Source organism: Planosporangium spinosum, from assembly GCF_049999945.1.
GTDB classification, from domain to species: Bacteria; Actinomycetota; Actinomycetes; order Mycobacteriales; family Micromonosporaceae; genus Planosporangium; species Planosporangium spinosum.
The window spans coordinates 119,610-139,252 of the sequence record NZ_JBLYUB010000017.1 but is presented as its reverse complement, the minus strand read 5'-3'; the positions used below and the strand labels follow the sequence as shown (position 1 = coordinate 139,252).

Below are 19,643 nucleotides of genomic sequence, written 5' to 3'. Positions count from 1 at the left end.
CCGCCCGGGGAGGCTGCCCGGGGAGGCTGCCCGGGTCCGGTCAGCGCGGAGCGGGCGCCGTCAGTCCGTGACGGCGCCCAGCACGGTCCCGTCCGGGCCGGCGAGGTAGACCGGCGCGTCGGCCGCCAGGTCGCGCACCGCGGCCAGGCCGGCGCCGTCGAGCGTCGACGCCTCGGTGACCACGGCCGCCGCCTCCAGCTTGGCCGCGCCGGCCGACACCGCGCTCGCGACCGCCAGTTGCAACGCCGTCAGGGTCAGCGAGGGCAGGGCGACGGTGGCGGCGGCGTACGTGCGCCCGTCGCCGTCGCGCACCGCGGCGCCCTCGACGGCACCGGTACGCGCCCGCGACGCCCGGGCGAGCGTCACCAGCTTGGCGTCTTCCGGATTGAGCGGTTCAGGCATCGGCTGGCTGCCTCTCCTCGTGTCGGTCGGGTACCGCCGCGAGGTCGGTCTCCTCGATGCGGCGTACCAGAACGGTATCGATCCGGTTCCGGCGGCCGGTGGTGCCCTCCGCGACCAGCCGCAGCCCCGCCACGTCGGCGGCCGCGCCCGGGATCGGCACCCGGCCCAGTGCCTGCGCGAGCAGGCCCGCCACGGTCTCCACCTCGTCGGCCGGCAGCTCGGTCTCGAACAGCTCGCCCAGATCCTCGATCGGCAGTCGGGCGGTGACCCGGATCGCGCCGTCGGGCAGCCGCTCGACCGGCGGCCGCTCCGCCACGTCGTACTCGTCGGTGATCTCACCGACGATCTCCTCCAGGATGTCCTCGATCGTGACCAGACCCGCCGTGCCGCCGTACTCGTCCACGACGACGGCGATGTGGTTGCGCGCGGCCTGCATCTCCCGCAGCAGGTCGTCGACCGGCTTGGACTCCGGCACGTACGCGGCGTCGCGCATCACCTGCGCGACCGGCGTCTCGGCGGCGGCCGGGTCGCCGCTGGAGGTGCGCCGGACCAGGTCCTTGAGGTAGACGATGCCGAGGACGTCGTCGACGTTCTCTCCGATCACCGGCATGCGGGAGAAGCCGCCGCGCATGGCCAGCGCCAGGGCCTGCCGCAGGGTCTTGTGCGACTCGATCCAGACCATCTCGGTACGCGGGACCATGACCTCACGCACGATCGTGTGCCCCAGCTCGAACACCGAGTGGATCATGTCCCGTTCGCCGTGCTCGACCACGCCGCGCTGCTCGGCGAGGTCGACCAGCTCACGCAGCTCGACCGTGGTGGCGAAGGGACCCTCCCGGTACCCGCGCCCGGGCGTGACCGCGTTGCCGATCATGATCAGCAGCGAGGCGAGCGGGCCGAGCGCCCGGCCCAGCCAGCGCACCAGCGGCGCCACGAACCGGCCCACCCGGTACGCGTGCTGCCGGCCGATCGTGCGTGGCCCCACCCCGACCACCACGTAGCTGACGATCGTCATGGAGCCGGCGGTGATCAGGGCCGCCCGCCAGCCCGGCCCGAACGCGTGGGCGGTCACCAGCGCGACGATCGTGGTGGCGGTCAGCTCGCAGACCAGCCGCAGCAGCAGGAGCAGGTTGATGTGGCGCGGTGCGTCCGAGGCGACCACCTGGAGCGTGCGGGCACCCCGGACGCCCTCGCGGGCCATCTCGCCCGCCCGCGCCGGGGACACCGTCCCCAGTGCCGCGTCGGTCATCGCGAACAGACCGGCCAGCACCACCAGCCCCACCGCGGTGACGAGGAGCGTGACGGGATCCATCACTGTTTCCCGGCGGCACGCCAGCTTTCGAGCAGACGGGCCTGCAGCCCGAACATCTCGCGCTCCTCCTCGGGTTCGGCGTGGTCGTACCCGAGCAGGTGCAGCGTTCCGTGCACGGTGAGCAGAGCCAGCTCGTCGAAGGTGCTGTGGCCGGCCTGGACGGCCTGCGTGGCGGCCACCTCCGGGCAGAGCACGATGTCGCCGAGCAGCGCCGGCTCACTCCCCGACTCGCCGGGGCCGTGGTCGATGCTGCCCTCGTCCATCGGGAACGCGAGGACGTCGGTCGGGCCCTCGCCGTCCATCCACCGATGGTTGAGATCGGTCATGTACTCGACGTCGACCAGCAGGATGGAGAGCTCGGCGAGCGGGTTGACGCCCATCTCGTCGAGCGCGTGGCGCGCCACGGCGAGGATGGCGTCGGAGTCGACCTCGACACCGGACTCATTGGCTATCTCGATGGACATGCGACCTTCTGCGGTTCAGCGCCGGCGGCCGGAACGGCCCTGGGCGGCGCGGTTGGGCACGGCGTGGACGTTACCGTCGGACTGCTGGGCGGCGTCGTACCGCGCGTACGCGTCGACGATGTCGCTGACCAGCCGGTGCCGCACCACGTCCGAGCTGCCCAGTTGGGCGAAGTGCACGTCCTCGAGCCCCTCCAGGATCTCGCGGACGACCCGCAGGCCGCTGGTGGTGCCGCCGGGCAGGTCGACCTGGGTGACGTCGCCGGTGACCACGATCCGGGAGCCGAAGCCGAGCCGGGTCAGGAACATCTTCATCTGCTCCGGCGTGGTGTTCTGCGCCTCGTCGAGGATGATGAACGCGTCGTTGAGCGTGCGGCCCCGCATGTACGCCAGCGGCGCCACCTCGATCGTGCCCGCCTGCATCAGCCGCGGGATCGACTCCGGGTCCAGCATGTCGTGCAGCGCGTCGTAGAGCGGCCGCAGGTACGGGTCGATCTTCTCGTACAGCGTGCCGGGCAGGAAGCCGAGCCGCTCGCCGGCCTCCACGGCCGGGCGGGTGAGGATGATCCGGTTGACCTGCTTGGCCTGGAGCGCCTGGACGGCCTTCGCCATCGCCAGGTAGGTCTTGCCGGTACCGGCCGGGCCGATGCCGAAGACGATGGTGTGCTGGTCGATCGCGTCGACGTAGCGCTTCTGACCCAGGGTCTTCGGGCGGATCGTCCGGCCGCGCCGGGACAGGATGTTGAGCGTGAGGACGTCGGCGGGCCGTTCGGTGGTGCCCTCCTCGAGCATGCCCACGGTCCGCCGCACAGCGTCAGCGGTCAGTGTCTCGCCTTTCTCGATCAGTTCGAGCAGCTCCGCGAAGATGCGCTCGGCGAGCGCGTTATCGGCAGGGGCACCCGTGATGGTGATTTCGTTTCCCCGGACGTGGACATCGCTGGCCACCGCGCGTTCGACCTGGCGGAGCAGCTCGTCACGGGCGCCGAGCAGCCGGACCATGGTGTGCGGATCCTCGACCGTGATCTTCGTCTGCGCCCGCAGGGGCTCGGCGTGCGCGCCACTCACCGCGGGGGATGGAATCTGGGTCATGGGTCGGCCCGCGGGCCTCACGACACCTGCTTTCACATTCTGCGGCGCGCTCGTCGCCCGCCGGCACCCTCAATCAAACCTATCTGGGTACTCAATGGTATCGGGCCTGCCCCGCCAGGTCTCGCCCGTATTTCCCGGTCCGCGCCCGGTCACCGTCCGGGACCGGCCCGACTCGTGATCACAGCCGGGTGGTACCCGGATAATCTTCGGGCGTACCACCCTTCCAGGAGGCGGCGATGAGCGAGTCGGCGATGAGATCGGTGCTGGTGACCGGCGGTTCCCGTGGCATCGGCCGGGCGGTGGTCCGGGCCTTCGCCGCGGCCGGCGACCGGGTCGCGATCCACCACCGCGCCTCGGCCGACCTCGCCGAGGCGCTGCGCGCCGAGCTGCCCGGTGCTCACCACGTCGTGGTCTCCGGCGACGTGGCCGACCCGCAGGCCGTACGGCGCTTCGTCGACGCGGCGGCCGACGCCCTGGGCGGCCTCGACGTCGTGGTCAACAACGCGGCGGTCTTCCCCCGCCACCCGATCATGGAAACCTCGTACGACGACTGGCAGGCGGCCTGGCGGGAGACGCTCGCGGTCAACCTGGTCGGCCCGGCCAACGTCGCCTGGTGCGCGGTACGCCACCTGCGCCCCGGCGGCCGCATCGTCAACGTGTCGTCGCGGGGCGCCTTCCGGGGCGAGCCGGAGCAGCCCGGGTACGGGGCGAGCAAGGCCGGACTGAACGCCCTGACCCAGTCGCTGGCGCAGGCCCTCGCCCCGTACGGCATCGCCGTGTCGGCGGTCGCACCGGGCTTCGTCGAGACCGACATGACCAACGAGCACCTCAAGTCGCCGCGCGGCGACGAGATCCGGGCCCAGAGCCCGTTCCACCGGGTCGCCCGGCCCGACGAGATCGCGGCGGCCGTGCGCTACCTCGCCTCGCCGGAGGCCGAGTGGGCCAGCGGCGCGATCCTCGACCTGAACGGCGCGTCGTACCTCCGCACGTAGCCGCTCCGCGATCCTCAGACACTCGTGCCGGCGGCGGTCCGTACGAGCGTCTGAGGATCCGGGACGACCTAGTGCCCCAGCAGCGCCTCGATCTCCGTCACCTGATCGGGGGTCAGCGGCCCGTGGCTCAACGCGCCGGCGTTCTCCTCCACCTGGGCGACCGTGCGGCAGCCGGGCAGCGGGATCGCCCGCGGGCTGCGGGCCCAGTTCCAGGCCAGCGCGCCCTGGGCGAGGGTGCGGCCACCGCTGGTGAGGATCTCGCGTACCGCGTCGCGGCGGCGCAGGAACTCCGGCGCCGCCCGGCCGTCCCGGAACCACGTGAGCCACTCCGGCGCCCGCCCCCGCACCGTGTCGGGCGGGAACGTGGTGTGCGCGGTCACCTTCTCGCTGAGCAGGCCCATGGCGAGCGGACTGCGGTTGAGGCTGGCGAGGTCGTAGCGCTCGCAGCGCTCCAGGATCTCCGGCGCGTCGAGGAACAGGTTCAGCGCGTGCTGTACCACCGAGCAGTGCGCCCCGGCGGCGAAGACGTCCACCCCGGCCGGATTGTCGGTGCTCCAACCGTACGTGCGGATCAGGCCCCGGTCGACCAGCTCCTCGCAGACCGGTACCAGGTCGGCCGCCTCGTCGAGTGGCAGCCCGTTGACGTGCAGCTGGTACACGTCGATCCGGTCGGTGTCCAGCCGCCGCAGCGACTCGCGTACCGCCCAGCGCAGGTACTCGGGTGCCCCGGTCTCGCCGAGGAGCTGACGCGTGCGCTCGTCGTACCGGTTGCCCCACTTGGTGGCGATCACGACCTCGTCGCGGACCGGTGCCAGCACCCGGCCCAGCAGCTCCTCCGCGTGGCCGGCACCGTACGCGTCGGCCGTGTCGAACAGGGTGACGCCGAGGTCGACGGCACGCCGGAGCGCTCTGGCCGACTCCTCGTCGTCGGCCGGGCCCCAGCCGAGCGGCTGCCCGCCGGCGACCATCTCGCCGCCCATGGCCCACGTCCCGACTCCGAGGGCGCTCACCTCGATGCCGCTGCGCCCCAGAACCCGCTTCAGATCCATCGTCATGGGTACGAGCCTGCAACCTGGAGCGCACTCCAGGGCAAGTGCTCCGTCGGTTACGCCCTCACCAGCGGCCGAGGCGCACCGACAGGGCGGACAGCGCCGCCACCCCGGCGGTCGAGGTACGCAGGACCTCCGGGCCGAGCCGGACCGGTAGCGCCCCGGCACCCTCCAGCGCGGCCAGTTCCTCGGGAGCGATGCCGCCTTCCGGGCCGACGACGAGCGTGATGTCGTCGGCGGCGGGCAGGTCGACCCGTGACAGCGGCGCCGCCGCCTCCTCGTGGAGTACCAGCAGCGGCCCCGGCCGCCGGGTCAGGTTCGCGGTGGTCGTGGCGTCCGCCACCACCGGAAGCCACGGCCGGCGCGCCTGCTTGGCCGCTTCCCGCGCGGTGGCCCGCCAGCGCTGGAGCGGCCGGTCGTCCTTCCACCGCGCGACCGACCGGGCCGCGGCCCACGGAACGATCTCGTCCACGCCGACCTCGGTCATCGCCTGGACCGCCAGTTCGCCCCGGTCGCCCTTGGCGATGCCCTGGACGACGACGAGTCGCGGGGTCGGCGCCGCGACCCGGGTACGGCCGGTGACCGCCACGTCCAGGGTGCCCCGGCCGACGGCGGTGACCACGCCGGTGGCCGTACCGCCCTGGCCGTCGCCGAGCAGCAGGTGCTCGCCCACGCGCAGGCGCTGGACGGTGGCGGCGTGGTGCCCCTCCGGCCCGTCGAGGTGGAACTCGTCGCCGTCGGGCAGGGCGTCGACGAGAAACAGCGGCAAACTCATGATCGACGCAACTCATCGGCGCGTGATCGACGCAACGTCCGGGAAACCGTGGTCCCCCGAGTGGTGGGCGACCACGGCTTCCCGGACGTTGTGATGATCAAGGCTGTCAACAAGGTCACGCGTGGCCGTTGAACGCGTCCCGCATCCGCGAGAAGAAGCCACCCTGCTTGGACAGTTCGGCGACCTCCTCGCCCCGGGAGCGGGCGAACTCGCGCAGCAGCCGCTCCTGCTCCGGGTCGAGCTTGGTCGGGGTACGCACGTCGAGGTGCACGAACAGGTCCCCCCGGCCGGTGCCGCGCAGGTGCGGCACGCCCTTGCCCCGGATGCGCATCGTCGCGCCGGGCTGGGTGCCGGCCCGGACGTCGACGTTCTCCTCGCCGTCGAGCGTCTTGATGGTCAGCCGGGTGCCGAGGGCGGCGGCCGTCATCGGCACGGTGACCCGGCAGTGCAGGTCGTCGCCCTTGCGCGAGTACACGTCGTGCGTGCGCTCGTGGATCTCCACGTACAGGTCGCCGGGCGGGCCGCCACCGGGGCCGACCTCGCCCTGCTGGGCCAGCCGGATGCGCATGCCGTCCTCGACCCCGGCCGGGATCTTGACCGTCAGCGTGCGCCGGGTGCGTACCCGACCGTCGCCGCCGCAGGTCTGGCACGGGTGCGGAATGACCGTGCCGTACCCCTGGCAGGCGGCGCAGGGGCGGGCCGAGACGACCTGCCCGAGGAACGTGCGCTGCACCGACTGCACCTCGCCCCGGCCGCCGCAGACGTCACAGGTGGCAGGGTGGGTGCCGGCCGCCGTACCCGCGCCGGAGCAGGTGGTGCAGAGCACGGCGGTGTCGACGGTGATCGGCGTCTCCACGCCGAACGCGGTCTCGTTGAGGTCGAGTTCGAGCCGGAGGATCGCGTCGGCGCCGGGCCGCACCCGGGGTCGCGGGCCGCGGGCCGCGGAGGTACCGAAGAAGGCGTCCATGATGTCCTGGAAGCCCACGAACGGCCCGCCCGCGCCGGGGCCGGGTCCGCCACCACCGGGGGCGAGCGGGTCGCCGCCGAGGTCGACCATCTCGCGCTTCGCCGGGTCGGACAGGACCTCGTACGCGGCGTTGATCTCCTTGAACTTCTCCTGCGCCACCGGGTCCGGGTTGACGTCAGGGTGATACTCGCGGGCCAGCTTCCGGTAGGCCCGCTTTATCTCGTCCGCGGAGGCGTCCCGACGTACCCCCAGGATCCCGTAGTAGTCCTTGTTGGCCACGTGCGTCCTTCTGCCCTCGCTCTATGCGCCTGTTGGTCAGCCGTATCAGCTGTGTGTCACTGCAGTGTCAGCTCTATGCGAGCAGATCGCCGACGTAGCGTGCCACGGCACGTACGGTGGCGATGGTCCCGGGGTAGTCCATGCGGGTCGGCCCGAGCACACCCATGCCGCCCACGACAATGGTGCCCGGTCCGTACCCGGTGCTGACCACCGAGGTGGTCCGCAGGTCCTCGATCTCGTTCTCGTCGCCGATCAGCACGCGCGTCCCGCTCGGCTCCACCTCACCGAACAGCTTGAGGAGCACCACTTCTTCCTCGAGCGCCTCGAGGATCGGCCGCAGGGCGCCCTGGAAGTCCAGCAGGCCGCGCGCCAGGTTGGCGGTGCCGGCGAGCGCGATGCGCTCCTCCTTGCGCTCCACGAGCGTCTCCAGCAGCACGGTGGACAGGGCGGTCATCGCCGGCCGCAGCGCCGGCGACACCTCGTCCAGCAGCGCCTCGACCAGCGGCGGGGTCTCGGTGAGCGCGCTGCCGGCCAGCTTTTCGTTGATCAGGCGGCGCAGGTGGGCCACGTCGTCGGCGGGCAGCGTGCCGGGCAGCTCCACGAGGCGCTGATCGACGCGACCGGTATCGGCGATCATCACCAGCATCAGTCGGGTGGTGGACAGCGGGACCAGTTCGAGGTGGCGCACCTTCGACCGCGACAGGCTCGGGTACTGCACGATCGCGACCTGGCGGGTGAGCTGGGCCAACAGCCGCACGGTGCGGTGCACGACGTCGTCGAGGTCGACCGCGCCGAGCAGGAACCGTTCGATCGCGCGGCGCTCCGCCGGAGACAGCGGCTTGACCCGGCTGAGCCGGTCGACGAACAGCCGGTACCCGCGGTCGGTGGGCACCCGGCCGGCGCTCGTGTGCGGCTGCCGGATGTACCCCTCCTCCTCGAGCACGGCCATGTCGTTGCGCACGGTCGCGGGCGAGACCCTCAGGTTGTGCCGCTTGACGAGCGCCTTGCTGCCGACCGGCTCCTGGGTCGCGACGTAGTCCTCGACGATGGCGCGCAGCACTTCCAACTTACGATCGTCGAGGGCCATGGCCGCACCTCCCGTCGGGCTCGTCGCCGTCCCCGACGGGCCGGCTGGCACTCCAGATAAGTGAGTGCCAGTCTAGCGCCGCAGGCCAGACCGATGCGATGCTTCTTTTGTCCGTTTCGCGCATGAATAACGTACTTTCTTCGCCCGCTGGGGTGCCGGCCCACCGGCCGGCTCTCCCGGGGTGTCTTCCCCTGACCGACCGGACGCCGAAACAGGTCTGGTTGTCTCGAACATGTCGCACCAGGTCGCTACCGCGAATTGATCGATGGTTCTACGGTGGCGCACATGACAGAACCACCCCGCCCTCCGGGCGAGGGCACCGGCATCCCGCCGGACCCCACCGCCCCGCAACCACCGTCGGCCTCCACCCCGGGCGAGGCGACCGCTCCCTCATACCCGCCGCCACCGTCAGGCGGGTACGCGCCCCCGCCGCCGCCCGGCGGGTACCCGCCCCCGCCGCCCGGCGGGTACGCGCCCCCTCCGGCCGGTGGCTACCAGCCCGGCCCGGGCGTCCCCCCGCCGGGGTACGCCAGCAACGACGACAAAACCTGGGCGCTGGTGGCGCACTTCGGCGGCGCGGCCGGCATGTTCGTCAGCGGCGGCCTCCTGGGCTTCGTCGCCCCGCTGATCGCCTACCTGGCGAAGGGGCAGCAGTCCCCCGCGGTACGGGCGCACGCCGTGGCGGCGCTGAACTTCCAGATCCTGTGGTCGATCCTCGGCTTCGTCGCCTGGATCATCGGGTGCTTCCTGTTGTTCCTGCCCACCCTGGCCGTGATGGCGATCGGGGTCATCTTCGGCGTCATCGCCGGGGTCAAGGCCAACGAGGGCGAGCTCTACCGCTACCCGATGTCGGCCGGCTTCATAAAGTAGCCGGGCAGGGAGCCAGGCCGGCTCGACGTCCCATGATCGTCACAACGTGCCGGACGTTGTGACGATCATGGGCACGCGCCGCCGACCATGGGCGCGTGCTGCCGACCACGGGCGCGCGTCACGGCAACAGGTCGCGGACCACCGCGTCGGCCAGCAGCCGCCCGCGCAGGGTGAGCACCGCCCCGCCTGCGCCGAACACCGCCGCGTCCAGCAGTCCGGCGCCGGCGGCCCGGTGCGCCGCCGCCCGCCCGGCATCGTCGAGCGTGTCCAGCGGCAGCCCCGACGACAGCCGCAGCCGCAGCATCACGTCCTCGGTGTGGCGCTCGCCGGGCGTCAGCAGCTCCCGAGCCTGCGCCGGGGACTCCCCCGCCGCCAGCCGCGCAGCGTACGCCGCCGGATGCTTGACGTTCCACCACCGCACCCCGCCGACGTGGCTGTGCGCGCCCGGCCCGAGCCCCCACCAGTCCCCGCCGGTCCAGTACAGCAGGTTGTGCCGGCACCGGGCGGCCTCGTCGCGCGCCCAGTTGGAGACCTCGTACCAGCGCAGACCCGCGGCGGTCAGCGCGGCCTCGGCGGCGAGGTACCGGTCGGCGGCCACGTCGTCGTCCGGGTACGGCAGCTCGCCCCGGCGCATCCGGGCAGCCAGCCGGGTGCCCTCCTCAACGATCAGGGCGTACGCGCTGACGTGGTCGGCACCGGCCGACACGACCGCGGCGAGCGAGGCTGCGAAGTCCTCGGCGGTCTCCCCCGGTGTGCCGTAGATCAGGTCCAGGTTGACGTGGTCGAACCCGGCCTCCCGCGCCTCGGCCGCCGCCACCACCGCGCGGCCCGGGGTGTGCCGGCGGTCGAGCACCGAGAGGACGTGCGGGGCCGCCGACTGCATGCCCAGCGAGATCCGGTTGTACCCGGCGGCGCGCAGGGCCCGCAGCTTCGCCGGGTCCACCGACTCGGGGTTGGCCTCGGTGGTGACCTCCGCCCCGGCGGCCAGCCCCCAGGTCTTGTCGATCGCCTCCAGCACCCGGCCGAGGTCACCCGCGTCCAGCAGGGTGGGCGTACCACCGCCGACGAACACGGTGTCGACGGTGCGTGGCTCACCGAGCACCCGTTCGGCGAGCGCCAGCTCGGCGAGGACCGCGTCGAGATAGCCGTCGCGTACGACGCCCTCGCCGGGGGCGTACGTGTTGAAGTCGCAGTAGCCGCAGCGGCTGGCGCAGAACGGGACGTGGACGTACACGCCGAAACCGGCGCGGCGGTCGGCGTTACGCGCGGACGGCGGCAGGGAACCGTCGACGGGAACCGGCTCGCCGTCTGGAAGTGCTCCGGGCATGCCGTCTAGTGTGCCCGCATGCCTGAGCTCGTCCGGTCCGAGACCGCCCGTGGGGTCACCACCCTCACGCTCGACAGTCCCCCCAACCGCAACGCGCTCTCCTCGGCGCTGATCGAGCAGCTCCTGGCCGCGCTGCGGGCCGCCGAGGAGGACAGCGGGACGCGCGTGGTCGTCCTCAGCCACACCGGCCCGGTCTTCTGCTCCGGGGCCGACCTGAAGGAGACGGGGGCCGCGCTGGCCGCGGGCGGCAACGGCAGCCCTCCGATCGGCCGCCTCGGCGAGGTGCTCGCCGCGATCTGGGAGAGCGGCAAACCGGTGGTGGCGCGGGTCGCCGGCCCGGCGCGCGCGGGGGGCCTGGGGCTGATCGCGGCCGCCGACGTCGCGGTCTGCGCCGCCGAGGCGACGTTCGCGTTCTCGGAGGTACGCATCGGCGTGATCCCCGCCGTGATCTCAGCCACCGTGCTGCCCCGGCTGGCCCCGCGCGCCGCCGCCGAGCTGTACCTGACCGGGGAGACCTTCGACGGCACCCGGGCGGCGGAGATCGGCCTGGTCACCGCCGCGGTACCGGCCGCCGCGCTCGACGGGGCGGTGGCGCGCTACACCGACGCGCTCGTGCGCGGGGCGCCCGGCGCCCTCGACGGCACCAAGCGGCTGCTGCGCCGCGGCCACGACATCCGCGCCGATCTCGACGCGCTCACCGCGCTGTCGGTCCGCTACTTCGGGTCGGCGGAGGGGCTGGAGGGAATCCAGGCATTCCGGGAGAAACGCGACGCGAACTGGGTACCGCGCGACTGAGGGCGTGTCTCCTGGTTCACTGGTCACAAATGGGGTATTTTGCATCGCCCCGTAGGCTGGGCGTATCGATCGGTGGGGGTGACCTTGCGTATTCGGACCGTCCTGGCGGCTGTGCTCGTGATCGCCGTTGCCATCACGGTGGGCGCTCTGGTGGTCGTCGACCGGTTCGGCCGACAACTGGCCCTGCACCTGCCGACGGCGCGGCCGTGCGTCGTCGACGACGGTACCGGCGAGATCACCCTCGACGCGGACCAGATGGCCAACGCGGCGACCGTGGCCGCGGTGGGCCTGAGCCGTCGGGTACCGCCACGCGCGGTCACCGTCGCGCTGGCCACGGTCTGGCAGGAGTCCAAGCTGCACAACCTCAGCGGCGGTGACCGCGATTCGATCGGCCTGTTCCAGCAGCGCCCCAGCCAGGGCTGGGGCACCCCGGAACAGATCAGTGACCCGCGGTACGCCGCGGGCAAGTTCTACGACGGCCTGCTCCGCGTGGACGGCTGGCAGACCATGCGGGTCACCGACGCCGCCCAGGCCGTACAGCGCAGCGCCCACCCGGAGGCGTACGAGAAGTGGGCCGGCAAGTCCGAGTCGCTGGCGAAGGCGCTGACCGGGGAGGCCGTGGGCGCCGTCTCCTGCACGGTGTCGGGCGAGCCGGCCAAGCGTGGGCCGGCCGCCGCCGATGAGCTCGCGGCCGAACTGCGGGCCGACTGGGGGCCCCGGACCTCCGCCGTCACGGCCGGTGACCTGCCCGGCCTGACCGTCCGGGTCACCGACGTACGAGCCGGCTGGCAGTACGCCCACTGGCTCGTCGCCTACGCCTCCGACCGCGGGATCAAGCGGGTGCGCTTCGCCGATCGGGAGTGGACCGCGAAGGGCGGCTCCTGGTCGAAGATCACCGCCAGCCCCGGCGACAGCGGCCGGGTGCTCGCCGAGGTCTACCAGGAGGCGTGAGCGGGCCCGGCTAGCGATCCGCTCCGACCGCGATCCTCCAGACATGGTGCAGCCCCCCGGTCCGGTCCGGGGGGCTGCACCGTGCCGTACGGACGGCGTCAGATGGTGGTGTGGCGGCGGCCGGTGATGCTCACCGTCAGGGCGACCCCGACGGCGGCCAGGACCACCTGGATGAGCAGTTCGATCCAGTCCACACCGTTGGTGTTGGCGACGCCGAGGGCCCGCGCGATCGCGGTACCGATGAGCGCGGCGACCACACCGATGACCATGGTCAGCCAGACCGGGATGTTCTGGCGGCCGGGCACCACGAGACGACCGAGCGCGCCGATGATCAGACCAACGATGAGCGCGGTGATAATGCCGGTGATAGTCACGGTATCTCTCCTTGACAGCCGGGGGGTTCGGGTTTCTCTGTCGCCGATCTATTGCCCCCCGGCGAAGAGAACCAAACTCCCGCCGCACACAAAATTGACGCGGCCGTATGTGGCGAGGGGAAACGGCGAGGCCGGCGAAACGACGAGACCCACGGAAGCGACGAGGCCCACGGAAACACGGGACCGCCCCTGACGGAAACGCCGGACCGCACCGGAGAAAGAGCGCCGGCCGGCGGGCGTCAGTGACCGACGAGAGATCAGCCGGCTGACGAGGGATCGATGGTGGGCACTACACGGTGGTGTGGCGGCGTGCGCTGATACTGGCCGCCAACGCGACACCCACGGCGGCGAGAACCACCTGGATGAGCAGCTCGATCCAGTCCACACCGCGGGTGTTGGCGACGCCGATCGCCCCCGCGATCGCGGTACCGATGAGTGCGGCGACGATACCGATGACCATGGTCAGCCAGATCGGGATGTTCTGGCGGCCGGGCACCACGAGACGGCCCAGCGCGCCGATGATCAGACCGACGATGATTGCGGTGATAATGCCGGTGATGGCCACGGTTCCCTCCTTGGCCGAGGGCATGTCCAGCTGTTTCCGGAGTAATGCCCCGACAGCCGAAGGATCAAACTCCGGGGGAACCGGAAATCGATGCCGCCCGTACCGCCCGGTCCATGGACGAGAAGGCCAACGGCGGGGGTTCGCCCAGCGGTAACCAGGCGAACTCGCTGGCCTCCCGCGGGTCGACGGTCACCGGCCCGCCGGCGAGCCGGGCCAGCCAGAAGCAGTCCAGCACCGGCAGTGCCTCGTCCTGGTAGTCGTACCGATCCAGGTACATGCCCAGGAACGGCCCCAGCTCGACGTCAACCCCCAGCTCCTCGCGCGCCTCCCGGACGGCCGCGTCGACCGGGTGCTCCCAGCCGTCACAGAAGCCGCTGGGCAGCTCCCACTGCCCGGCCTTCGGCTCCCGGGCGCGGCGCAGAGCCAGAAACCGGTCGCCGTCAACCACGACGACCCCGCCCGACGGTCGGGGGTTGAGGTACAGCTCGTACCCGCAGGAGCCGCACACGAGCGGCGGCGGCCCGGACAGCGGGCCGCCGCAGCGCGGGCAGAACCGGGCGGCTATTTCTTGGCGCCCTTGTCGGCGGGGGCGTCGGAGGTCGACAGCGCGGCGATGAACGCCTCCTGCGGCACCTCGACCCGGCCGACCATCTTCATCCGCTTCTTGCCTTCCTTCTGCTTCTCCAGCAGCTTGCGCTTACGGGTGATGTCACCGCCGTAGCACTTGGACAGCACGTCCTTGCGGATCGCCCGGATCGTCTCGCGGGCGATGACCCGGCTGCCGATCGCCGCCTGGATCGGCACCTCGAACTGCTGGCGCGGGATCAACGCGCGCAGCTTCGAGGCGATCGTCACGCCGTAGTTGTACGCCTTGTCCTTGTGCACGATCGCGCTGAACGCGTCGACCGCCTCGCCGTGCAGCAGGATGTCCACCTTGACCAGGTCGGACTCCTGCTCGCCACTGGGCTCGTAGTCGAGGCTGGCGTACCCCTTGGTGCGGCTCTTGAGCTGGTCGAAGAAGTCGAAAATGATCTCAGCGAGGGGCAGCGTGTAGCGCAGCTCGACCCGGTCGGCCGACAGGTAGTCCATCCCCTGCAGCTGGCCACGCCGGCCCTGGCACAGCTCCATGACCGCGCCGACGTAGTCGTTGGGCGTCAGCACCGTGGCGCGCACCACCGGCTCGTACACATTGCCGATCTTTCCAGCCGGGTACTCGCTGGGGTTGGTGACGACGTGCCCGGTGCCGTCCTCCATCGTCACCCGGTAGATCACGTTGGGCGCGGTGGAGATCAGGTCGAGGTTGAACTCGCGCTCCAGCCGCTCCCGGATGATCTCCAGGTGCAGCAGGCCGAGGAAGCCGCAGCGGAACCCGAAGCCCAGGGCGGCGGAGGTCTCCGGCTCGTACACCAGCGCGGCGTCGTTGAGCTTGAGCTTGTCGAGGGCGTCGCGCAGCAGCGGGTAGTCCGAACCGTCGATCGGGTACAGCCCGGAGTAGACCATCGGCTTGGGGTCGGAGTACCCGCCGAGCGGCTCGCCGGCCGGCCGGGCGTTGATCGTGACCGTGTCACCCACCCGGGACTGCCGGACGTCCTTCACACCGGTGATGAGGTAGCCCACCTCGCCGACGCCCAGCGCCGCGGCCTTGACCGGCTCCGGCGAGATGACGCCGAGCTCGAGCAGCTCGTGGACGGCGCCGGTGGACATCATCCGGATCCGGTCCCGGGCCTCGATCCGCCCGTCGACCACCCGGATGTAGGTGATGACGCCGCGGTACACGTCGTAGACCGAGTCGAAGATCATGGCGCGGGCCGGAGCGTCCGCGTCGCCCTTCGGCGCGGGGATCTTGCGGACGATCTCGTCGAGCAGGTGGGCCACGCCCTCACCGGTCTTGCCGGAGACCCGCAGCACGTCGCTCGGCTCGCAGCCGATCAGGTGCGCCAGCTCCTCGGCGTACTTCTCCGGCTGCGCCGCGGGCAGGTCGATCTTGTTGAGCACCGGGATGACCTGCAGGTCGTTCTCGAGCGCCAGGTACAGGTTCGCCAGCGTCTGCGCCTCGATGCCCTGGGCGGCGTCGACCAGCAGAACGGCGCCCTCACAGGCCGCCAGGGACCGCGACACCTCGTACGTGAAGTCGACGTGCCCCGGCGTGTCGATCATGTTCAGGACGACCGTCTCGCCAGCCTGCTCACCCTCGCGCACCTGCCACGGCATCCGCACGGCCTGGCTCTTGATCGTGATGCCGCGCTCCCGCTCGATGTCCATGCGGTCGAGGTACTGCGCGCGCATCTGCCGGGCATCGACCACCTCGGTGAGCTGCAACATCCGGTCGGCAAGGGTCGACTTGCCGTGGTCGATGTGGGCGATGATGCAGAAGTTGCGGATGCTGTCCGGGGGTGTCGCCCCGGGCAGGAGGGCACCGGTCGGTGGCACGGTCGTCCGTTCATGGGTAGTCGGGCGCTTGCATCGTAGGCCGACACCTCGGGCGAGGACGTCGGCCGTACCCCATCGTCCCACGCCGCCGACGGTGGCCGGTGCTCACCGGCCGGTCAGAGAAGCGCGCCCTCGTCGTGCAGCCAGTCCACGAAGCCGAGCGCGACCGCCGCGGCGCAGTCGACCAGCTCGACGAGCAGGGCGTCGTGCGCTCCGGAGCCGAGCGGAACCTGCATCTCCGCGTAGATCGGCAGTTGGCCGCGGTCGGTGGGGTCGCCGACGTACGCCTTGCAGAAGCGCCGGCTGTGGTTCCACTCGTTGACTACCCGGTAGGACCGGTCCGCCCAGTCCGGCGGGACGGTCATGTGCGGCCGCGCCCGGATGACCAGGATCTCGTCGTCCGGACCCTCCAGCGCGAACAGCACCGCGTGCCGCTCCCAGAGGGCGATGAGCGTACCGCTACCGTCGGTGAGGTAACGGATATCCAGCTTGTCGAGCGCCTCGGCAACGCGCGCCAACGTCACCGTCGTCACGGTTGCGGGCCGGTCGGCCGTGGCCGTGTTGCCCGCGGTCCCGACGTCGGCCGAATCATCTGTCCGCGTGTCGGTCTGTCCAGCACGCTTCTGCCACCACGGCATCGATTCCGTGCTCCCTGCTCCCCGTGCGCCTCGCTCCCCTATGGATCCATCACGGTTTTTGTCAATACCCGCAACCGTGGGGGACCCGAGCCAAGACGGTACCCGTTCGGACGAGTTTCGGCAGCCCCGAACTGCGTCGGGACGGATGATCGGAGGGGTCGCCTATCATCCTTTTGGATATATCGATTGTAACGATCCGTTACCCAATGTTTTCTCTACGCTCACATATCCAGGGCTTATTTACGCCTGTCGTCACGCCGGCGTAACAGATCGCTCACCAACCGGCCGCACCTCAAATCCTCGGGACGACCGGTACCAACCGGTGCCGAACTCACCCCCGAGGCCTACCCAGCCACCGGCCACCCGCACCTGTACCTCGCCGCCGGCTCCCGGCGGCCCCGCGAACCCCATCCGGACCACGGCCTGCACCAGGCGCTGCGGCACCTCCACCCGGGTGCCGTCGTCGGTGAGCACCACCACCGGTACGTGGTCGAGCAGCGCGTCCCGCAGGACCCGCTCCCCCACCGCACGCCCGCGCACCCCGCCGGCCACGGCCGCGCGCAGCGTCGTCTCCGCCGCCGCGCCGACCCGGTGCACTTCGGTGGCGGGCAGCCGCTCCACGAGCCGGCTGACCGCCGGCGGCAGCGGCCACCGCCATTGCGCATCGCACCGCGGCGGCAGCCGGTCGGCGCCCGCGTCGAGCGTGCGCAGCAGGTCGGCCGCGCGTACCGTCACGTCATCGGCCAGGCCGGCACGCACCTGGCGGGTCACCAGCACCTCGAACGGCAGCCGGGCCCACAGCGCCACCGTGCCGTCGCCGGCCGGCCGCAGCCGCACCAGGGCCGCCGGGTCCAGCCGGACCAGGCGCGCGAGGTAGGCACCGGTGTCCGCGACGCTCGCCGGCTCCAGCCGGTGCACGCCCGCCTCCCGGCCGCTCACGCCGGCTGTCCCGGGCCGGCCGGCGAAAGCCACGGCGTCAGGTACGCCCGCTCGGCGTCCGACAGCCGTCTCGGGCGGCCGGCCGCGAGGTCGAACGGTACGCACACCGAACGCGCCCGGCTCGCGAGCGCGCCGTCGTCGAACAGTTCGTAGGCCACCACGAACCGGCTGGGCCGGATCTCCTCCAGCCACATGTCGATGCGGACGCGCCGCGGCTCCGTCGCGCCGACGGACTCGGCTCCGTAGTCGACCGGACGCAGGTAGTCGATCTCGTGCCGGGCGATGACCACGCCCCCCTCCAGCGAGGTGACGCCGGCCTCCCGGGCGCCGGTGAACATCATCGCCACCCGCGCCTCCTCATAGAGCGTGAGGAAGCGGGCGTTGTTGACGTGCCCGTACGCGTCCATGTCCGACCAGCGGAGCGCGCAGTGGTACGTGTAGCGCGGCATCTGCCCTGCCCCTTTCCGCCCGCCGGCTGACCCAGCGTCGCGCGCCGCCACGGCACCGCTCACACCCGCGCGAGCGGTGCCGTGGCGGCCCGCTCAGTCACGGGTGAGCTTGCGGTGGGTGACCCGGTGCGGGCGGGCGGCGTCGGCGCCGAGGCGGTCGATCTTGTTCTTCTCGTACGCCTCGAAGTTGCCCTCGAACCAGAACCACTTCGCCGGGTTCTCGTCGTCGCCCTCCCACGCCAGGATGTGCGTGGCGACCCGGTCGAGGAACATCCGGTCGTGGGAGATGACCACGGCGCAGCCGGGGAAGTCCAGCAGCGCGTTCTCCAGCGACGACAGCGTCTCGACGTCGAGGTCGTTCGTGGGCTCGTCGAGCAGCAGCAGGTTGCCGCCCTGCTTGAGGGTCAGCGCCAGGTTGAGCCGGTTGCGCTCGCCACCGGACAGCACCCCGGACGGCTTCTGCTGGTCCGGCCCCTTGAAGCCGAACGCCGCGACGTAGGCCCGCGAGGGCATCTCGACCTTACCGACCATCAAGTGGTCAAGGCCGTCGGAGACGACCTCCCAGACCGTCTTGCGGGGGTCCAGGCCGGCCCGGTTCTGGTCGACGTACGAGACCTGCACCGTCTCGCCGACGCGCACCTGGCCGTCGGTCGGCTGCTCCAGCCCGACCAGCGTCTTGAACAGAGTCGTCTTTCCGACACCGTTCGGGCCGATGATGCCGACGATGCCGTTACGCGGCAGCGAGAACGACAGGTGGTCGATGAGGGTCCGGCCGTCGAACCCCTTCGTGAGCTTGTCGGCCTCGATGACCACGTTGCCCAGGCGCGGGCCCGGCGGGATCTGGATCTCCTCGAAGTCCAGCTTGCGGGTCTTGTCCGCCTCGGCGGCCATCTCCTCATACCGATCGAGCCGGGCGCGGGACTTGGTCTGGCGCGCCTTCGCGTTCGAGCGCACCCACTGCAGCTCGTCCTCGAGGCGCTTCTTCATCTTGGCGTCCTTGCGCCCCTCGACGGCCAGCCGGGCCGCCTTCTTCTCCAGGTACGTGGAGTAGTTGCCCTCGTAGCCGTGCACCCGGCCCCGGTCGACCTCGGCGATCCACTCGGCCACGTGGTCGAGGAAGTACCGGTCGTGGGTGACCGCCAGGACGGCGCCCGGGTACTTCGCCAGGTGCTGCTCCAGCCAGAGCACGCTCTCGGCGTCGAGGTGGTTGGTGGGCTCGTCGAGCAGCAGCAGGTCGGGCTGCTCCAGCAGCAGCTTGCACAGCGCGACCCGGCGGCGCTCACCACCGGAGAGCACGTTGACCGGGGAGTCCGGCGGCGGGCAGCGCAGGGCGTCCATCGCCAGCTCCAGCTTGGAGTCGATGTCCCACGCGTCGGCGTGGTCGAGCTCCTCCTGCAGCCGGCCCATCTCCTCCATCAGCTCGTCGGAGTAGTCGGTGGCCAGCTGCTCGGCGATCTGGTTGAAGCGGTTCAGCTTCGCCTTGGTGTCGGCGACCGCCATCTCGATGTTCTCGAGCACGGTCTTCGAGTCGTCGAGCTTGGGCTCCTGGGACAGCATGCCGACGGTGTAACCGGGCATCAGCCGGGCCTCGCCGTTGCTCAGGGTGTCCTCGCCCGCCATGATCCGGAGCAGGCTGGACTTACCGGCACCGTTCGGGCCCACCACGCCGATCTTCGCCCCGGGCAGGAAGCTGAGCGTCACGTTGTCGAGCACGACCTTGTCGCCGTGTGCCTTGCGCGCCTTCTCAAGCACGTAGATGTACTGGGCCACAGTGCGCCCTACCTCCGAGAGATCGTGGTTTACCGCGGACGTACCGCGCGGTGATCGCGGGTTGGCCCGGCCGCCGTCGCGCCCAATCTTTCCAGGTGGGCGCCGCGCCGCGCACATCACCC

General features: G+C 71.4%; 21 protein-coding genes. 4 read left to right on the top strand and 17 right to left on the bottom strand.

Going from position 1 to position 19,643, the window contains the following annotated elements; all coding sequences use genetic code 11:
* Window positions 1-60: 60 nt before the first annotated feature.
* Genes ACNTMW_RS22315 through ACNTMW_RS22300 form a run of 4 tightly spaced genes read right to left on the bottom strand, consistent with a single transcriptional unit; the run spans window position 61 to window position 3,264 of the window.
* Window positions 61-402: a cytidine deaminase gene (locus ACNTMW_RS22315; RefSeq protein WP_426635678.1), complete on the bottom strand. Its 342-nt coding sequence runs from the start codon at window positions 400-402 to the stop codon at window positions 61-63.
* On the bottom strand, window positions 395-1,714 hold the full coding sequence (locus tag ACNTMW_RS22310; protein WP_426635677.1) for a hemolysin family protein: 1,320 nt from the start codon (window positions 1,712-1,714) through the stop codon (window positions 395-397). Before ACNTMW_RS22310 ends, ACNTMW_RS22315 begins: the two co-directional genes overlap by 8 nt.
* Window positions 1,714-2,178 (bottom strand): rRNA maturation RNase YbeY, encoded by a 465-nt coding sequence (ybeY, locus tag ACNTMW_RS22305; RefSeq protein WP_426635676.1) that lies wholly within the window; start codon window positions 2,176-2,178, stop codon window positions 1,714-1,716. The genes ACNTMW_RS22310 and ybeY overlap by 1 nt, the downstream gene beginning before the upstream one ends.
* A gap of 15 nt (window positions 2,179-2,193) precedes the next feature.
* Complete coding sequence (locus ACNTMW_RS22300; RefSeq protein ID WP_426635675.1) at window positions 2,194-3,264, bottom strand: PhoH family protein; 1,071 nt, start codon at window positions 3,262-3,264, stop codon at window positions 2,194-2,196.
* A gap of 236 nt (window positions 3,265-3,500) precedes the next feature.
* On the opposite strand from ACNTMW_RS22300, the gene ACNTMW_RS22295 reads away from it, so the two are divergent.
* Window positions 3,501-4,256, top strand: coding sequence for an SDR family NAD(P)-dependent oxidoreductase (locus tag ACNTMW_RS22295; protein WP_426635674.1), 756 nt, complete (start codon window positions 3,501-3,503; stop codon window positions 4,254-4,256).
* Between the two features lie 68 nt (window positions 4,257-4,324).
* On the opposite strand, the gene ACNTMW_RS22290 is transcribed toward ACNTMW_RS22295, so the two are convergent.
* The 4 genes from ACNTMW_RS22290 to hrcA form a co-directional block, all read right to left on the bottom strand.
* Complete coding sequence (locus tag ACNTMW_RS22290) at window positions 4,325-5,305, bottom strand: aldo/keto reductase (protein ID WP_426635725.1); 981 nt, start codon at window positions 5,303-5,305, stop codon at window positions 4,325-4,327.
* A 64-nt stretch (window positions 5,306-5,369) separates the two neighbouring features.
* Window positions 5,370-6,080, bottom strand: coding sequence for a 16S rRNA (uracil(1498)-N(3))-methyltransferase (locus tag ACNTMW_RS22285; RefSeq protein WP_426635673.1), 711 nt, complete (start codon window positions 6,078-6,080; stop codon window positions 5,370-5,372).
* Between the two features lie 115 nt (window positions 6,081-6,195).
* Window positions 6,196-7,326 carry a molecular chaperone DnaJ gene (gene dnaJ, locus ACNTMW_RS22280; protein WP_426635672.1) on the bottom strand — a complete coding sequence of 377 codons (1,131 nt, stop codon included), beginning with the start codon at window positions 7,324-7,326 and terminating at the stop codon, window positions 6,196-6,198.
* A 73-nt stretch (window positions 7,327-7,399) separates the two neighbouring features.
* On the bottom strand, window positions 7,400-8,413 hold the full coding sequence (gene hrcA, locus ACNTMW_RS22275; protein ID WP_426635671.1) for a heat-inducible transcriptional repressor HrcA: 1,014 nt from the start codon (window positions 8,411-8,413) through the stop codon (window positions 7,400-7,402).
* Window positions 8,414-8,698: 285 nt separating this feature from the next.
* On the opposite strand from hrcA, the gene ACNTMW_RS22270 reads away from it, so the two are divergent.
* Window positions 8,699-9,283: a DUF4870 domain-containing protein gene (locus ACNTMW_RS22270; protein ID WP_426635670.1), complete on the top strand. Its 585-nt coding sequence runs from the start codon at window positions 8,699-8,701 to the stop codon at window positions 9,281-9,283.
* Between the two features lie 118 nt (window positions 9,284-9,401).
* Here the strand turns inward: ACNTMW_RS22270 and hemW are convergent, their stop codons facing one another.
* Window positions 9,402-10,610 (bottom strand): radical SAM family heme chaperone HemW, encoded by a 1,209-nt coding sequence (gene hemW, locus ACNTMW_RS22265; RefSeq protein ID WP_426635669.1) that lies wholly within the window; start codon window positions 10,608-10,610, stop codon window positions 9,402-9,404.
* A gap of 18 nt (window positions 10,611-10,628) precedes the next feature.
* Between hemW and ACNTMW_RS22260 the strand changes: the two genes are divergently transcribed.
* Together ACNTMW_RS22260 and ACNTMW_RS22255 are read left to right on the top strand one after the other, a co-directional pair.
* On the top strand, window positions 10,629-11,405 hold the full coding sequence (locus ACNTMW_RS22260) for an enoyl-CoA hydratase-related protein (protein WP_426635668.1): 777 nt from the start codon (window positions 10,629-10,631) through the stop codon (window positions 11,403-11,405).
* A 78-nt stretch (window positions 11,406-11,483) separates the two neighbouring features.
* A complete protein-coding gene (locus ACNTMW_RS22255; RefSeq protein WP_426635667.1) occupies window positions 11,484-12,356 on the top strand; it encodes a hypothetical protein in 873 nt (290 codons plus the stop codon).
* A 98-nt stretch (window positions 12,357-12,454) separates the two neighbouring features.
* Here the strand turns inward: ACNTMW_RS22255 and ACNTMW_RS22250 are convergent, their stop codons facing one another.
* From ACNTMW_RS22250 to ettA, 8 genes are all read right to left on the bottom strand, one after another.
* Window positions 12,455-12,730 (bottom strand): GlsB/YeaQ/YmgE family stress response membrane protein, encoded by a 276-nt coding sequence (locus tag ACNTMW_RS22250; protein WP_426635666.1) that lies wholly within the window; start codon window positions 12,728-12,730, stop codon window positions 12,455-12,457.
* A 289-nt stretch (window positions 12,731-13,019) separates the two neighbouring features.
* Window positions 13,020-13,295: a GlsB/YeaQ/YmgE family stress response membrane protein gene (locus ACNTMW_RS22245; protein WP_426635665.1), complete on the bottom strand. Its 276-nt coding sequence runs from the start codon at window positions 13,293-13,295 to the stop codon at window positions 13,020-13,022.
* 64 nt (window positions 13,296-13,359) lie between these two features.
* Complete coding sequence (locus tag ACNTMW_RS22240) at window positions 13,360-13,803, bottom strand: NUDIX hydrolase (RefSeq protein ID WP_426635664.1); 444 nt, start codon at window positions 13,801-13,803, stop codon at window positions 13,360-13,362.
* A gap of 53 nt (window positions 13,804-13,856) precedes the next feature.
* Window positions 13,857-15,725, bottom strand: a complete 1,869-nt coding sequence (lepA, locus tag ACNTMW_RS22235; protein ID WP_426635663.1) for a translation elongation factor 4 — start codon at window positions 15,723-15,725, stop codon at window positions 13,857-13,859.
* 116 nt (window positions 15,726-15,841) lie between these two features.
* Window positions 15,842-16,363, bottom strand: coding sequence for a type III secretion system chaperone family protein (locus ACNTMW_RS22230; protein WP_426635662.1), 522 nt, complete (start codon window positions 16,361-16,363; stop codon window positions 15,842-15,844).
* 252 nt (window positions 16,364-16,615) lie between these two features.
* Window positions 16,616-17,302: a DUF8010 domain-containing protein gene (locus tag ACNTMW_RS22225; protein ID WP_426635661.1), complete on the bottom strand. Its 687-nt coding sequence runs from the start codon at window positions 17,300-17,302 to the stop codon at window positions 16,616-16,618.
* Window positions 17,299-17,751, bottom strand: a complete 453-nt coding sequence (locus ACNTMW_RS22220; protein WP_426635660.1) for an acyl-CoA thioesterase — start codon at window positions 17,749-17,751, stop codon at window positions 17,299-17,301. Before ACNTMW_RS22220 ends, ACNTMW_RS22225 begins: the two co-directional genes overlap by 4 nt.
* A 93-nt stretch (window positions 17,752-17,844) precedes the next feature.
* Window positions 17,845-19,521 carry an energy-dependent translational throttle protein EttA gene (gene ettA / locus ACNTMW_RS22215; RefSeq protein WP_426635659.1) on the bottom strand — a complete coding sequence of 559 codons (1,677 nt, stop codon included), beginning with the start codon at window positions 19,519-19,521 and terminating at the stop codon, window positions 17,845-17,847.
* Window positions 19,522-19,643 lie beyond the last annotated feature (122 nt).